Genomic DNA, 15,159 nt, shown 5'->3' with positions numbered 1-15,159 from the left:
AGTCACTCTCAATAAAGCGTCGGATCCCGCCCGGGCCCGCCACCGTGACCGCTTCGCATCCTGAACTCGACTGGGCCGTTCCGGCCGCCACGCCAGCCATGTCGCTGGCCGGCGGCACGTTGCGCTTCGAGCGCGGCGAGCGGGTGCTCGAAGACCTGACACCCGGCCTGAAGCTGGTGCTGGTGCTGGAAGGGGAGCTGCGCTACCGCGTGCCGGGCGCGCCGACCGCGCAAGTCAGCGGACCGCTGCTGCACCTGAGCCTGTGCCGCGACCCGCTGCGCATGGAGCACGAGTTCGGCGCGCGCCGGTCGCTGCGCTTTGTCTCGCTGCGCACCTCGCTGGACCACCTGCGCAACTCCCTGTCGCTGGAACCCGCCGACATCGTCCGCCTGCTGCGCGCGCCGTGCCACGATGATTCCTACGCCGAGGCCAACCTGCGGCTGGCGCCGCCGCTGCAGGCCCTGGGCCGGCAGATGCTGGCCTGTCCCATGCAGGGCGCGCTCAAGCGCATGTACCTGTCCGCCAAGGCCCTCGAACTGACCGCGCTGGCGCTGGGCGCCCTGCAGCCGGCACAGGCCGCGCCGCCGCCGCCCGGCCTGTCGCGCGCCGATACCGAACGCCTGCACCACGCGCGCGACCTGCTGCTGGCCGATCTTCAGCATCCCCCCACCTTGCCCGAGCTGGCGCGCCGCGCCGGCGTCAACGTCAACAAGCTCACCACGGGCTTTCGCCGCGTGTTCGGATGCAGTGTCTACGCCTTCGTGCGCGAGCAGCGCATGGCCCAGGCGCACGCGCTGCTCGCCGCCGGCGAGATGAGCGTGTCGCAGGCCGCCTATGCCTGCGGCTATACCGATTCGCACTTCACCAAGGCCTTCCAGCGGCGCTACGGGGTGCTGCCCAGCGCGCTGGTTCCTGGTCGCTGAACATAGCAAGAGTCTTACAAACGCTTGCGCGCTGCGGATTCTCCTTCAAATTGTATGAGAATAATTCTCAGTATCAAAGAAGGAGAAGTACCCATGCGTTCAATGTCCAGGAACAAGGCGCGGCGCGCGCGGGCGGCGCGCCATTGGCCGCTCTGGCTGGCGGTGGTGGCGGGGCCGGCGCTGGCCGGCGACGCCAGGGATGCCAAGGACGCGGCCACGCTGCCGGCAGTCACCGTCAGCGGCGAACGCGAGGCCGCCAGTGCGCAACAGCCGACATTGGGCAAGCTGCCCTTGAGCGTGCGCGAGACGCCGCAATCGATCTCCGTGATCGGGCCGGAGCAGATGCGCCAGCAGAACCTGCAAACCCTGGACGACGTCATGCGGCACGCCACGGGCATCACGGTGCAGCCGCACCATCACCTGACCACCGCCTACTATGCCCGCGGCTTCCAGATCGAATCTTTCGAACAGGACGGCGTGCCTGCCATGATGGGCAACCGCGCCGCCGCGCCGGAAGACATGGCCATCTACGAGCGCGTCGAGATCCTGCGCGGCGCCAATGGCCTGTTGCACGGCGCCGGCAATCCCTCGGCCACCGTCAACCTGGTGCGCAAGCGTGCGCAGCGGCAATTCGCCTTCGGCGGTGAACTCAGCGCCGGCAGCTGGGACAACTATCGCGCCCAAGTCGATCTGGGCGGACCGCTCAACGACAGCGGCAGCGTGCGCGGCCGCGTCGTCGGCGTCATGGCCGATCGCGGCTTCTTCTATGAAGGCGCGAACGAGAAGACCGGGCTGTTCTACGGCACCGGCGAGGTCGACCTGGGCCCGGACACCGTGCTGTCGGCGGGCCTGCTGCACAGCCGCGTGCGCTCGCATCCGCCGCCCAGCATGGGCGGGCTGCCGCGCTACAAGGACGGCGCGCCGATCGGGCTGCGGCGCTCGGTCAACCTGGAATCCGCCGGCAGCCGTTCCGACTGGAACACGACGCGCGTGTTCGCGGACCTGGACCACCACTTCGGCCAGGGCTGGCGCGCGCGGCTCAGCGTCGATCATCTTCGCTCCGATTCCGAGATGAAGTACCTCACCGTCAACGGCGGGATCGACCGCGCGACAGGCCTGGGCGCCAAGCTGTCGGGAGGAGGTATCAAGTACGACAACAGCCAGACCAGCATCGATGCCTACGTCGGCGGTCCGGTGGAACTGTTCGGGCGGCGCCACGAACTGCTGTTCGGCGCCAATTCACTGCGGACTTCGTACGAGAACCTGAATGCCGATGTCACCAGCCCTCAGTTGAACATGCCGATGGACGTGTTCCACTGGCATCCGCGCGACGTGCCCGGCTACGACATCGGCCCCTACAAGTCCGCGGGCATCAATCGCGACCGCGAGCAGGGCGTGTACGGCATGGGCCGCTTCTCGCTGGCCGATCCGCTGACGCTGGTGCTGGGCGGGCGCATGGACTGGAGCCGGCTGCAAGCGCCCAAAGCCAGCCAGCGCACCAATGCCAAATTCACGCCCTATGGTGGCCTGATCGTCGACCTGGACCGGCAGTGGTCGCTGTATGGCAGTTACGCGCAGGTATTCATGCCGCAAATTGACCAGCTCGATCGCAACGGCCAGCCGCTCGATCCGGTCACGGGCACCAACTACGAGGCCGGCGTCAAGGGCGAACTGATGGACGGCGCGCTGAACGTATCGCTGGCGCTGTTCCAGATCCAGCAGAAGAACCGCGCCCAGGCCGACCCCTCGGTGGTGTGCGTGGGCAAGCGCTGCCCCTCGGTCGCCGGGGGCGAGGTCCGCAGCCGCGGCTTCGAGGCCGAGGCCGCCGGCGCCATCACGCCCTACTGGACGGTGGCGGCGGGCTACACCTTCAACACCACCAAGTACAAGGTGGACACGCGCGCCGAGGGCCAGCCCTACGCCAGCTTCACGCCCAGGCACATCTTCCGCCTGTGGACCGAGTACGCCCTGCCGGCACTCGAGCGGCGCCTGAGCGTAGGCGGGGGCGTACAGGTGCAATCGGGCTTTTACAACGTGGCCAAGACCATCACGCTGCGCCAGGGCGGCTACGCGCTGGCCGACATGCGCGTGGCCTACCGCGTCGACAAGCACGTGACGGTGGCGCTCAACGCCAACAACCTGTTCGACCGCGTCTACTACCAGCGCCTGAACGATGCCAGCTGGACCAACTACTACGGCGAGCCGCGCAATTTCATGCTGACGGTGCGCGCCGAGTATTGACCGTCGTCATCGGCTGAGGCGGCCGCGCGCGTCGCATGGCGCGTCCCGGCCGCCTCGGCCCGCCCGGTAAAAAACTTCCGCAATCGCCAGCGAGACTTCCGCAATCGCCAGTGGCGCGCCGGGCCGCTCTCTAGAATGGTTTGAGAATAATTCTCAGTAACCAGGAAAGAGGAACTGCGGTGCGATCAAGGTTCAGGAACAGGGCGGCACGGCCGCGCAAGGGCGCGGCGCGCCATTGGCCGGTGTGGCTGGCGTTGACGGCGGTGGGGCCAGCGCAGGCCCAGCAGGCGGGCGATGCGGCAACGCTGCCGGCGGTGACGGTCAGCGGCGAATCCGCCGCCACCGCGCCGACGCCCACCATGGGCAAGCTGCCTTTGACGGTGCGCGAGACGCCGCAATCGATCACGGTGATCGGCCAGGAACAGATGCGGCAGCAGAATCTGCAGAGCCTGGACGAGGTGATGCAGCACGCCACCGGCATCACGGTGCAGCCCTACCAACTGCTGACCACCGCCTACTACGCCCGCGGCTTCAAGGTCGATTCGTACGAGCAGGATGGGGTGCCGGTGCTGATGGGCAACATGGCCGCGTCGCCCCAGGACATGGCGGTGTATGAGCGCGTCGAGATCCTGCGCGGCGCCAACGGCCTGTTGCACGGCGCCGGCAACCCCGCCGCCACCGTCAACCTGGTGCGCAAGCGTCCGCAGCGCGAGTTCGCCTTCAGCGGCGCGCTCAGCGCCGGCAGCTGGGACCGCTACCGCGTCGAGGCCGACCTCGGCGGCCCGCTCAACGACAGCGGCAGCGTGCGCGGCCGCATCGTCACGGCGCTCGAGGACCGCGGCTATTTCTACGACGTGGCGGACCAGAAGTCGGCGCTGTTCTACGGCATCGGCGAGGTCGACCTGGGCCCGGACACGGTGCTCTCGGCCGGCCTGCAATACCAGCGCATCCGCTCCACCACCAACATGGCGGGCGTGCCGCGCTACAAGGACGGCGGCGATATCGGCCTGAAGCGCTCGACCTACCTGGACGCCGCCTGGGACCGCTTCAACTGGAACACGACGCGGGTATTCGCCGACCTGGAGCACCGCTTCGGCCAGGGGTGGAGCGCCAAGGTCAGCGCCAACTATCTGACCGCCGACAGCAACCTGAAGTACGCCGGCGCCTATGGCGCGATCGACCGCCAGACCGGCCTGGGGTCGGCGCTGATGGGCGGCGCCTACAAGTTCGACAACACCCAGGCCAGCGTCGATGCCTACGTCAGCGGCCCGGTGCAACTGTTCGGCCGCCGCCACGAACTGCTGCTGGGCGGCAATGCCCAGCGCACCACGACCGAGCAGTACACCGGCCAGTTGTTGCCGGCGCTGCGCGTGCCGGTCAACGTGTTCGACTGGGACCCGCGCAGCGTGCCGGAGCCGGGCGTGGGACCCTATACCTCGCCGGGCGAGACGCGCGCGCGCCAGCAGGGCGTCTACGGCATGGGCCGCTTCTCGCTGGCCGACCCGCTGACGCTGGTGCTGGGCGGACGCATGAGCTGGTGGAACCAGGACGCGCCCGCTTCGCGACAGCGCATCGATCCCGAATTCACGCCCTACGGCGGGCTGATCGTCGACCTGGACCGCCAATGGTCGCTGTACGGCAGTTATGCCGAGGTGTTCCAGCCGCAGACCCAGCTGACGCGCGACGGCCAGGGGCTGGACCCGGTCACCGGCACCAACTACGAGGCCGGCATCAAGGGCGAACTGATGGACGGCGCGCTGAACGTATCGCTGGCCGTGTTCCAGATCCGCCAGAAGAATCGCGCGCAGCAGGATCCCGCCTGGCCCTGCGTCGGCCAGAACTGCTACTACGTGGCTGGCGGCGAGGTGCGCAGCCGCGGCTTCGAGGCCGAGGCCAGCGGCAACATCACGCCGTACTGGACGGTGGCCGCGGGCTACACCTTCAACACCAGCAAGTACCTGACCGACACGCAGGCGGGCGGCCAGCCGTTCGCCAGCTTCACGCCCAAGCACATCTTCCGGCTGTGGACGAACTATGCGCTGCCGACGATGCAGCGGCGCCTGAGCGTGGGCGGCGGCCTGCAGGTGCAGTCCGGCTACTCGACCGAGTCGGGCCCGGTCACGCTGCGCCAGGGCGGCTACGCGCTGGTGGACCTGCGCCTGGCCTACCGCGTCGACAAGCACCTGACCGCCGCGCTGAGCGTCAACAACGTGTTCGACCGCGGCTATTACCAGAGCCTGTCGGGCACGGCCTGGAACAACCGCTACGGCGAACCGCGCAACCTCATGCTGACCCTGCGCGCCGAGTATTGAACGGCGCGCCCCACACGGGCGGCGCGCGCCGCCCGGCCATCATTCGAAGGAGTAACGGATTGGCCACGCTCATCCCCCCGCCAGTGTTCGACTGGCTCGATCATTTCATGGCGCTCGGCGCCGACGGCGCCATGCGCGATATCGGCAAGCTGCGCCGGCTGGCGCCGCACGAGGGCTGGCTGGTCGGCGTCAAGGCCGCGGCCTGCGACGCCGACGTGCATGGCGACGTCTGGGAACGCCATCCCGCGGGCGAGGAAATGCTCTGCGTGCTGGAGGGCCGCGTGGTGCTGACGCTGATGGACGCGACCGGCGCCGAGACCGACGTGCTGCTGGACGCGCGGCGCAGCGTGGTGGTGCCGCGCGGCGTGTGGCACCGGCTGCACGTGGCCTGTCCGGCCCGCATCCTGTTCGTCACGCCCGGGCATGGCAGTGAACACCGCCGCGCCGGCGCGGCCTCGCAAGCTTGAAGGAAATCGACGTGAAGCCTATCGCCAATGCGCGCCTGTTCGTCATGATCGGCGCGCTGTATTTTTCCCAGGGCATTCCGCTGGGCGTGGCCATGGAGGCGCTGCCCACGCTGCTGCGGCGCGATGGCGCGCCCCTGCATGCGCTGGCCTGGCTGCCGCTGGTGGGGCTGCCCTGGGTGCTGAAGTTCCTGTGGGCGCCGCTGGTCGACAACCGCTGGCGCGCCACGCTCGGCCGGCGCCGCAGCTGGATCCTGCCGATGCAGGCCGTGGTGCTGGCCTGCCTGGCGGCGGTGGCCATGACCGGCATCGCCGCCGCCAGCGCGCCCTGGGTGGTGGGCCTGATGGCATTGGCCTCGCTGGCCAGCGCAACGCAGGACATCGCCACCGATGGCCTGACCGCCGAGCGCTTCCAGGGCCAGGCCCTGGCGCGCGCCAACGCCGTGCAGGTGGGCGGCACCATGGTCGGCTTCTTCGCCGGCGGGCCCGGTTGCCTGGTGCTGGCCGGCCGGCTGGGGCAGGGCGGCGCGCTGGCGCTGCTGGCCGCGGTGGTGGCGTTCAGCCTGCTGATGGCGCTGGGGTGGCGGGAAACCGCGCTGCCCGAACCCGCGGCCGCGCCGCGGCGCGCCTCGCTGGCCGGTTTCGCGCGCCGGCCCGGCGCCTGGGCGCTGGTACTGGCGGCGTTCCTGTCGGCGATGACGGCGGTGGCGGGCTATGGATTGTCCAAATTGTTCCTGGTCGATGCGGGCTGGCCGGTGGACGCGGTGGGGCAGCTCGGCATGGCCGGCGGCGCGGTGACGGTGCTGCTGGGGTGCGGCGGCGGCGCCTGGCTGGTCGGGCGCCTGGGCGCGCGCGGCGCATTGGCCCTGGGGCTGGCGGCCTCGGGCGCGGCCGCGGTGGCCTGGCTGGCGCAGGCGCGGGGCTGGGCCGCGCAGCCCGCGCTGATGGCCTACCTGGCCCAGGCGCTGGGTTCGTTCGGCGCCGGCGCCGCCTCGGTGGCGCTGATGACGCTGGCGATGCGCTTTGCCGCCCGCGGCACGCAGGCCGGCACCGACATGACGGCGGTGCAGAGCGCGCGCGACCTGGGCGAAATCCTGACCTCGTCGCTCATCACCGCGCTGGCCGCCCAGCTCGGCTATGCCGCCGGTTTCGGCGGCGGGCTGCTGGCGGCCGTGGTCACGCTGGTTTTCGTGGCGCTGGCGCTGCGCCGCCCCGGGTGACATGGCGGTTCGGGCGGTTGCGGCTACACTTGTGCGCCGTTTTGCTTTCAGCCCCCGAATTTCCATGATTTCCACCGCATGCGGCGTCGACTTCGGCACGTCGAACTCCACCGTCGGCTGGAGCCGCCCCGACCAGCGCGCGCTCCTGGCCCTTGAAGACGGCAAGACCACCTTGCCCTCGGCCATCTTCTTTCACGATGAAGACGCCGAGGTCAGCTACGGCCGCGCGGCCATCTCCGACTACCTGGCGGGCTACGACGGGCGCCTGATGCGCTCGATGAAGAGCCTGCTGGGCAGCTCGCTGATCGACGGCTCCACCGAGGTGCAGGGCCGCTCGATCCCGTTCCGCGTGCTGCTGACGCGTTTCATCGCCGAGCTCAAGCGCCGCGCCGAAACCGCCGCCGGCCGCGACTTCACGCGCGCCGTGCTGGGCCGGCCGGTGTTCTTCGTCGACGACAACCCCGCCGCCGACCAGACCGCCCAGGACACCCTGGGCGAAATCGCGCGCAGCGTCGGCTTCACCGACATCGAATTCCAGTTCGAGCCGCTGGCCGCGGCCTTCGACTACGAGTCGCAGATCGACCGCGAGGAACTGGTGCTGGTCATCGATATCGGCGGCGGCACCTCGGACTTTTCGCTGATCCGCCTGGGTCCGGGCCGCGCCGCCAAGCCGGACCGGCGCGACGACATCCTGGCCTACGGCGGCGTGCACATCGGCGGCGTGGACTTCGACAAGCAGCTCAGCCTGGCGCACGTCATGCCGCTGCTGGGCCTGGGCAGCCAGTTGCGCAGCGGCAAGGACGTGCCGTCCACGCAGTACGGCAACCTGGCCTGCTGGCACACCATCAACCAGGCCTACACCCGCAAGGCCGCCGAGCACTTCGCCTACATCCGTGCCGAGGCCGGCGACCGCGACAAGATCGACCTGCTGCTGAACCTGGTCAAGCAGCGCGCCGGCCACTGGGTGGCGGTGCAGGTGGAAGAGGCCAAGATCGCGCTGTCCGAGGCGCCCGCGGCGCGCATCGACCTGTCGCGCATCGCGCCCGAACTTGGCGTGGACGTGAGCCGGCCGTCGTTCGACAACAGCGTGGCGCGGCTGATCGAGAAGATCGAGCAGACCGTCGGCACCCTGCTGCGCGACGCGGGCGTCGCGCCCGCCGATGTGGACACGGTGTTCTTCACCGGCGGTTCGAGTCGCGTGCCGCGACTGCGCGAATGCGTCTCGGCGCTGGTGCCGCAGGCGCGCAGCGTCGAGGGCGACCTGTTCGGCAGCATCGGCGCCGGCCTGGCGCTGGACGCGCGCCGCAAGTTCGACTGAGGCTCGGGCGGCGCTTGCCGCCCACACCGCGCGGCCGCCGCGCCGCGCGCTTTCGTCACCACGTCGCCAGCATCGCCGGCACCCGTTCGGCCAGCGCGTCGATCGCGGTGCGCGTCTTCGACGGCAGGTAGCGCGCCTGGGGCCACACCGCATGCACCGGCTGCGCCGCCATGCGGTCGCCGTGCATCAGCACATCCAGTTCGCCGGTGCGCACGTAGTGCGACAGCATCCAGCAAGGCAGCCAGGCCAGTCCGGCGCCCGCGATGGCCGCGTCGGCAATGGCTTGCAGATCGTCCATGCGCAGGCGCGGCGGCACGCGCAGCTGCACCACCTCGCCGTCCGCCTCCATCAACGACCAGCCCTTTTCGACGCCGCCACGGGCGTAGGCCACGCCCACGTGCTGGCGCATTTCATCCAGCGTTTGCGGGCGCCCATGCGCCGCAATGTAGGCCGGCGACGCGCCTATGCCCATGGTCTGCAGGCCCAGGCGCCGGGCCACCAGGCTCGCGCTGTCGGGTAGGGCGCCGATGCGGATGCCCAGGTCGTAGCCTTCCTCGATCAGGTCGACCACGCGGTCGTTGAACGAAATCTCGATCTGCAACTGCGGATGCCGCGCCGCCAGTTCGCGCAGTACCGGGGCCACGCAATGGCGGCCGAACACCACCGGCGCGCTGACGCGCAGGCGGCCCTGTGGCGAGCGGCGGCCGCTGTCCAGCTCCGCCTCGGCGTCGTACAGCTCGGCAAGCGCGCGCACGCAGCGGTCGTAATAGGCCTGGCCGGCGTCGGTCAGGCTCTGCTGGCGCGTGGTGCGATGAAACAGCCGCGCGCCCAGCCGGGCCTCGAGCCGCGCGATGGACTTGCCGACCGCCGAACGGGTCAGGTTCAGGCGCTCGGCCGCCAGCGCGAAACTGCCGGCCTCGGCGGCCTGCACGAAAACCTCGATGCCGCCGAGCCGGTCGTGGGGGAGGGGTGTAGCCATCATGCCTTCCTGGGCGTCGCCGCCTGCGATTGAATTGGTTCCTTAAAGGCAACATTGGCGAGAATGAATGCCGCCACTGGATCGTATAGTTCCCATATATCGTACTGGCGCCAGGCCACGGCGTGAGGCTTTTTTTGCCGCCGGGCCGCCCCAAGGCAAAAACGCCCCCTCGGGGGGCAGCGACCCGCGCAGCGGCGAGCGTGGGGGGGCTTTCTCTGCCGCCGGCCGCGCCTGTGCCGGCCGCGTTCGAGCGCCTGGCCTCGGGCCGTCACTTCGGCAAGATCGTGATCCGCGTCGACGCCTGAACGGCGCGGAGCCGATGGTAAGCTGCAAGCTCTTCGCGCGCGGGCCGGCACGGTTTCGCGCTGCCCCCGCGCTGAACTCCATCACGCCCGCCATGACCGACAAGCCCGATTCCCATCTGTACGAAGAACGCGTCTCCAGCGAGGCCGCCTACGACGGCCGTTTCCTCAAGATCCGCAACGACGTGGTGCGCCTGCCCAACGGCAACACCTCCACCCGCGAATACGTGGTGCATCCGGGCGCGGTGGTGGTGATCCCGCTGCTCGACGACGGCCGCGTGCTGCTCGAGCGCCAGTATCGCTATCCGATCGGCCGCGTCATGACGGAGTTTCCGGCCGGCAAGCTCGATCCCGGCGAGGACCCGCTGGCCTGCGGCAAGCGCGAACTGCTCGAGGAAACCGGCTATACCGCCACGCAGTGGGCCCGCGCCGGCGCCCTGCACCTGGCCATCGCCTATTCCACCGAGATCATCCACATCTACTTCGCGCGCGGGCTGCGCGCCGGGCCCCGGCAACTGGACCAGGATGAATTCCTGGACGTATTCAGCGCCGACCCCGCCGATCTGTACGCCGCCTGCGCCAAGGGCGAGGTCACCGACGCCAAGACGCTGACCTGCACGCTGTGGCTGCAGAACGTGCTGTCCGGCGCCTGGCAGCTGGACTGGCAGGAACACGCCGCCTGAGCGCCGGGGACAACGCCCATGCCGTCCTTTGCCGTGCTGTTGCAGCCGTCCGGGTGGCGCTTCGACGCCGATGCCGACACCTCCGTGCTGGCCGCGGCGCAGGCGGCCGGCATCAAGCTGCCCAGTTCCTGTCGCAACGGCACCTGCCGCGCGTGCATGTGCCAGCTGCGCGCGGGCGCGGTGCGCTACCGCATCGAGTGGCCCGGCCTGTCGCGCGACGAAAAGGACGAAGGCTGGATCCTGCCTTGCGTGGCCCACGCCACGGCGCCGCTCGAGATCCTGTCGCCACACGCCGAACGCATCACGGCCGCGCCCGAGGCGCCGGCGCGGCCCTTGACGGGCGCGCGCCGTTAGCGGGGCCGGGAGGGCGCCTGCGCCGCGCCGGCCAGGTCGGCCGCCAGCCGGTCCATCGCGCCGGCCCAGCCGCTGCCATGGCTGTCGCGGGTGGCCTCGTCGACGAACGGGGTCTGCAGGAAGTCCAGGTCGGTGCCGTGGTCCGCGGGCGTAAATGTCAGCGTGATCAACGACGTTTCCTGCGGCGCGTCGCGCCAGGTCCAGGTGAAGACCAGTTTGCGCTGCGGCTGCACTTCCCGGTATTGGCCCCGGGCGTAGTGCGCCAGCCCGTCTTCGGTCGCAAAGCCGATGTGGTAGGCGCCGCCGACCCGCAGGTCGGTTTCGGCCAGCAGCACTTCGCGTGTTTCGGCGGGGCCGAACCAGCGCATCAGCGCTTGCGGTTCGGTCCAGGCTCGCCAGACGCGTTCGACGGGGGCGTTGAAGCGCCGCCGGAGGCGCAATTCGAGGTCGGTGTCGGTGGACATGGGTGGGTCTCCTCTTCGTGGTAAAGGTAGCGGGCCAGCGAGTCGAGCTGCCCGTTCCAGAATTTCTCGTAGCGCGCCAGCCAGTCGGACGCCGACCGCATCGGCCCGGCCGACAAGGTGCAGCGGACCACCCGGCCATCCTTGGCCCGGGCGATCAGGCCGGCGTCCTCCAGCACCCGCAAGTGCTTCATGAAGGCAGGCAGCGACATTGCATGGGGCCGGGCCAGCGTGCCGACGGAAGCCGGGCCCGGCTCCAGGTCGGCCAGCACCCGGCGCCGGGTGGTATCCGCCAGGGCGGAGAACACACGGTCCAGTTGAGCGTCGTCGAGCGGGGAATTCATTAACTTAACCATAAGGTTAAGTATTGGCCGAAGCGGCTGCCACCGCAAGCCCCCGGGCCGCACGCTTACACTTTTTTTCAAGGGACCCCGGCGCGACGGGCGAATTGCCGCGCCGCGCCGTGGGAAGCCGGATCACTCGTGCCGGTGCATCGCCGACTGGTGCTTGGTGTCGCGCATGGTGGCGTACACCAGCAGCGAAATGAAGATCACGCCCGCCAGGTAGTAGTAGAACCACTGCTCGTGGCCCTGCTGCTTGAACCACAGGGCGATGGCCGGCGCGGTGCCGCCGAAGATGGACACGGTGATCGCGTATGGCACCGCCACGCCGGTGGCGCGGATGTTGGTGGGAAAGAGCTCGGCCTTCACCACCGCGTTGATCGAGGTGTAGCCGGCGGTGAAGAGCCAGGCCGCGCAGATCAGCAGGAAGGCGATGAACGGCGAGCGGGTATGCGACAACGTCATCAGCAACGGCACCGTGAGCAGCGCGCCCGCGATGCCGAAGAACACCAGCAGCGGCTTGCGCCCGATCTTGTCGGACAGCGCGCCGTACAGCGGCTGCAGGATCAGCGCGAAGATCAGCGACGCGGCGATCACGTAGGTGGTGACGATGTCGGAGAACCCGGCCGTCTGCCGCACGAAGGTCTGCATGTAGGTGGTGAAGGTGTAGAACGCCGCCGTGCCGCCGGCCGTCAGGCCGACCACGATCGCGACCTCGCGCGGATAGCGCAGCAGGCCGCGCAGCGAGCTGGTCTGCGGCTTGTGCTGGCTGGCCTGCTTGTAGGAATCGGTTTCCGGCATGTCGCGCCGCATGACGGCGGTGATGATGGCGAGCATGGCGCCGATCACGAAGGGAATGCGCCAGCCCCATTGCACCAGCTGCTCGTGCGTCAGGAACACGTTCTGCAGCAACAGCAGCACCAGGATGGCGCAGAGCTGCCCGCCGATCAGCGTGACGTACTGGAAGCTGGAATAGAAGCCGCGGTGGTTCGGATCGGCGATCTCGGTGAGATAGGTGGCGCTGGCGCCGTATTCGCCGCCCAGGCTCAGGCCTTCGATGACCCGTGCCAGCGCCAGCAGCGCCGGCGCCGCCAGCCCGATGGAGGCATAGGTGGGCGTGACCGCGATGATCAGCGACCCCACGCACATCATGCCCACCGACACCATCAGCGACAATCGTCGCCCGTGGCGGTCGGCCAGGTGGCCGAACAGCCAGCCGCCCAGCGGCCGCACGATGAAGCCGGCGGCGAACAGCGTGGCGGCGTTCAGTTGCTGCACGACCGGGTCGTGCGAGGGGAAGAAGGCGGGGGCGAAATACAGGGCGAAGGCGGTATAGGCGTAGAAGTCATACCATTCGACCAGGTTGCCCATGGAGCCGACGAAGATCGCCTTGATGCGGCGTTTGGCGTCGGGCATGTCGAGATACGCTTGGCTCATATCTGTCTTCCACGGAGACGGTACCCGCCTATGTTGCGCCTGTCGGCGCCAAATTGCACCCCTGCGTCCGTCCGGGATATTCGTTCAGTTTCGCGTCAATAACCAGCACATGGCTTTCCGGGCTATTTGCGCGGCGGCTCGATCACCGTGCAGGCGGCCGCGCCGGCTGGCGCGATCGCGTTTTCACCCAGCAGCGCGCGCGCGCCGCAGACCGAGCTGAACATGCCCTTGTTGTCATGGCCGACGCCGGTCACTTCGAAGCCGGCGCGGTGCAGCGTCACGGGGTGGTTGCCGCGCGCCGCGACGATGCGCTCGTATTGCAGGTAGGCCGTGCCGCGCGCCAGCCGCGTGGCGCCTTGCGCCTCGGCGCCGCAGGTCTTGTCCAGCAGGCGGTGCTCGGGGTTGTTGTCCGCGCCGCCCAGCAGGTAGGTCACGTCGCGCTCCGCGTAGCGGATGAACAGGCGCGTGTCGTCGGTTTCCTGCGCGTACGCCGGCAACTTGTCGGTGCCGTACTTGTACTGGTTATAGGTGGGGCAGATGCCGCGTTCGTAGGGCGCGTAGCCCTTGCCGTCGGGGCGCGGGCGCTCGCGGGTCAGGTACAGGTAGGAGGAGGGATTCGCGATCACGTAGCGGATGGCGATGCCGTCGCGCCGCAGCGGGCCGTCGACGGGATTGAGCACCGCATAGCGCTGCACCAGCTGGCCGCCGCCGGAGTGGCCGGCCAGCACGATGCCGGCCAGTATCGGCAGGCGCTTGCGGTCGTCCAGGCTGCGCAGCAGGTCGTCGATCACCTGGAACGAGCTGACCGGCGCCGGTCGGCCGCTGGCCTGCACACTGTCCTCGCCGTCCTCCCAGCTGGCCTTGCGCCACGCGGCCATGCCGGCGAAGCCCGAGTCGATCGAGCCGACGAAGCGCGGCGCCAGGATCAGCGTGTCATTGGCGCGGGCGGGATTGGCGGCCAGCAGCGTGGCGACGGTTTCGTAATAGGCGTCGGCGTTGCGCTTGACGCCGTGGAACACGATCACGATTTGCTTGATATCGCGCAGGTCGGCGCGCGCCAGGTTCCGGTTAGCATAGACCGGTACCTTGTAGCGATGGCCGGGCCTGCCCAGTTCGAGCGTCTGCCAGCGCGGCACCGCCACCCGCTTGGGCGCGGGCACGGGTTCGTCGTAATCGTAGGGATCGGGCAGCGGCGTCTGCGCATGCGCCGCCAGGGGTAGCAGGGCCGCCAGGGCCAGCGCCGCCGCGCACCAGGCCCAGGGCGAGCGCGACAGGCGCGGCGCCGGGCAGGGCTGTGCGGCGCCGGGTGCGGCGGTGCGGCGCATGGCGCGGGCGGGCGTCAGCAGCCCTCGTGGCCCAGCAGTTGCTTGAGCGCGGGCTGGTCCAGGATGCGGACTTCGCGCTGGTTGATGCGGATCAGGCCGTCGCGCGCGAAACGCGAGAACAGCCGGCTGACCGTCTCCAGCGTCAGGCCCAGGAAGTTGCCGATTTCCTCGCGGCTCATGCGCAGCACGAACTCGGTGGACGAGTAGCCCAGCGAGGCATAGCGCTGCGACAGGTTCAGCAGGAACGCGGCCAGGCGCTGCTCGGAACGCATCGAGCCCAGCGACGCCAGCATCTGGTGCGAGCGCGTGATCTCGCGGCTCATCAGGCGGCGGAACTGCTGCTGCAGCGAGGGCAGGTGGGCGGCCACGCGGTCGACTTCGTTCAAGCGGATCACGCAGACTTCGGAGTCTTCCAGCGCGACGGCGGCCGAGACGTGCTTGCCGTCGAGCATGCCGTCCATGCCGACGATCTCGCCGGGCAGGTGGAAACCGGTGATCTGGATCTGGCCGGTGGCGTCCTCGAGCTGCGTTTTCAGGCTGCCGAAGCGCACGCCGTAGACGGCGTCCAGGGGGTGATCCAGCGAATACAGCGTCTTGCCCTTTTCAAGGCGCACACGCTCTTTCACCAGCTCGTCCAGCTTTTCCACTTCGGCGGCTGCCATCCCGACCGGGACACACACGTGGCCCAACATACACGTGGAACAGTGGGCGGCATCAGGGGCAACGGGAACCCGTTTTTGCATACGATGACCTTTATAGTGCCCGGACCCGGCGGGTGGCCTGGACGGGCTTAAAGCGT

Annotated in this window: 14 protein-coding genes; 8 read left to right on the top strand and 6 right to left on the bottom strand. The window is 69.3% G+C overall.

Annotated elements, in window-relative coordinates:
• Positions 1–44: 44 nt before the first annotated feature.
• The 6 genes from AT699_RS19720 to AT699_RS19695 all read left to right on the top strand — a co-directional run bounded on the left by AT699_RS19720 (position 45) and on the right by AT699_RS19695 (position 8,478).
• Positions 45–923, top strand: coding sequence for a helix-turn-helix transcriptional regulator (locus AT699_RS19720; RefSeq protein WP_223203202.1), 879 nt, complete (start codon positions 45–47; stop codon positions 921–923).
• Between the two features lie 102 nt (positions 924–1,025).
• Entirely contained in the window at positions 1,026–3,164 is a 2,139-nt protein-coding gene (locus AT699_RS19715) for a TonB-dependent siderophore receptor (RefSeq protein ID WP_110134599.1), read from the top strand.
• 179 nt (positions 3,165–3,343) lie between these two features.
• A complete protein-coding gene (locus tag AT699_RS19710) occupies positions 3,344–5,476 on the top strand; it encodes a TonB-dependent siderophore receptor (protein ID WP_024069569.1) in 2,133 nt (710 codons plus the stop codon).
• Between the two features lie 59 nt (positions 5,477–5,535).
• On the top strand, positions 5,536–5,943 hold the full coding sequence (locus AT699_RS19705) for a cupin domain-containing protein (protein WP_024069568.1): 408 nt from the start codon (positions 5,536–5,538) through the stop codon (positions 5,941–5,943).
• Between the two features lie 44 nt (positions 5,944–5,987).
• Positions 5,988–7,160, top strand: a complete 1,173-nt coding sequence (locus AT699_RS19700; protein WP_049055224.1) for a RhtX/FptX family siderophore transporter — start codon at positions 5,988–5,990, stop codon at positions 7,158–7,160.
• A gap of 64 nt (positions 7,161–7,224) precedes the next feature.
• Positions 7,225–8,478: an Hsp70 family protein gene (locus AT699_RS19695; protein ID WP_024069566.1), complete on the top strand. Its 1,254-nt coding sequence runs from the start codon at positions 7,225–7,227 to the stop codon at positions 8,476–8,478.
• Positions 8,479–8,533: 55 nt separating this feature from the next.
• Here the strand turns inward: AT699_RS19695 and AT699_RS19690 are convergent, their stop codons facing one another.
• Positions 8,534–9,457, bottom strand: a complete 924-nt coding sequence (locus tag AT699_RS19690; RefSeq protein WP_024069565.1) for a LysR family transcriptional regulator — start codon at positions 9,455–9,457, stop codon at positions 8,534–8,536.
• Between the two features lie 397 nt (positions 9,458–9,854).
• Between AT699_RS19690 and AT699_RS19685 the strand changes: the two genes are divergently transcribed.
• The gene (locus AT699_RS19685; RefSeq protein WP_024069563.1) at positions 9,855–10,442 is read left to right on the top strand and encodes an NUDIX domain-containing protein; all 588 of its coding nucleotides are present in this window, start codon (positions 9,855–9,857) and stop codon (positions 10,440–10,442) included.
• An 18-nt stretch (positions 10,443–10,460) separates the two neighbouring features.
• On the top strand, positions 10,461–10,796 hold the full coding sequence (locus AT699_RS19680) for a 2Fe-2S iron-sulfur cluster-binding protein (protein ID WP_020928492.1): 336 nt from the start codon (positions 10,461–10,463) through the stop codon (positions 10,794–10,796).
• Here AT699_RS19680 and AT699_RS19675 read toward each other — a convergent pair.
• The 5 genes from AT699_RS19675 to AT699_RS19660 form a co-directional block, all read right to left on the bottom strand.
• Positions 10,793–11,260, bottom strand: a complete 468-nt coding sequence (locus AT699_RS19675) for an SRPBCC family protein (protein ID WP_038503983.1) — start codon at positions 11,258–11,260, stop codon at positions 10,793–10,795. The genes AT699_RS19680 and AT699_RS19675 overlap by 4 nt on opposite strands.
• Positions 11,164–11,601, bottom strand: a complete 438-nt coding sequence (locus AT699_RS31135) for an ArsR/SmtB family transcription factor (protein ID WP_006385054.1) — start codon at positions 11,599–11,601, stop codon at positions 11,164–11,166. Before AT699_RS31135 ends, AT699_RS19675 begins: the two co-directional genes overlap by 97 nt.
• A gap of 132 nt (positions 11,602–11,733) precedes the next feature.
• Positions 11,734–13,035 carry an MFS transporter gene (locus AT699_RS19670; protein ID WP_006385055.1) on the bottom strand — a complete coding sequence of 434 codons (1,302 nt, stop codon included), beginning with the start codon at positions 13,033–13,035 and terminating at the stop codon, positions 11,734–11,736.
• Between the two features lie 122 nt (positions 13,036–13,157).
• Positions 13,158–14,360 carry a hypothetical protein gene (locus tag AT699_RS19665; RefSeq protein ID WP_024069560.1) on the bottom strand — a complete coding sequence of 401 codons (1,203 nt, stop codon included), beginning with the start codon at positions 14,358–14,360 and terminating at the stop codon, positions 13,158–13,160.
• A gap of 14 nt (positions 14,361–14,374) precedes the next feature.
• Positions 14,375–15,103 (bottom strand): helix-turn-helix domain-containing protein, encoded by a 729-nt coding sequence (locus AT699_RS19660; RefSeq protein ID WP_026384438.1) that lies wholly within the window; start codon positions 15,101–15,103, stop codon positions 14,375–14,377.
• Between the last annotated feature and the right edge of the window lie 56 nt (positions 15,104–15,159).

Source organism: Achromobacter xylosoxidans (assembly GCF_001457475.1).
GTDB lineage: Bacteria > Pseudomonadota > Gammaproteobacteria > Burkholderiales > Burkholderiaceae_B > Achromobacter > Achromobacter xylosoxidans.
Note: the sequence above shows the minus strand (reverse complement) of the source record. Positions and strands in the feature narration are given on the sequence as shown.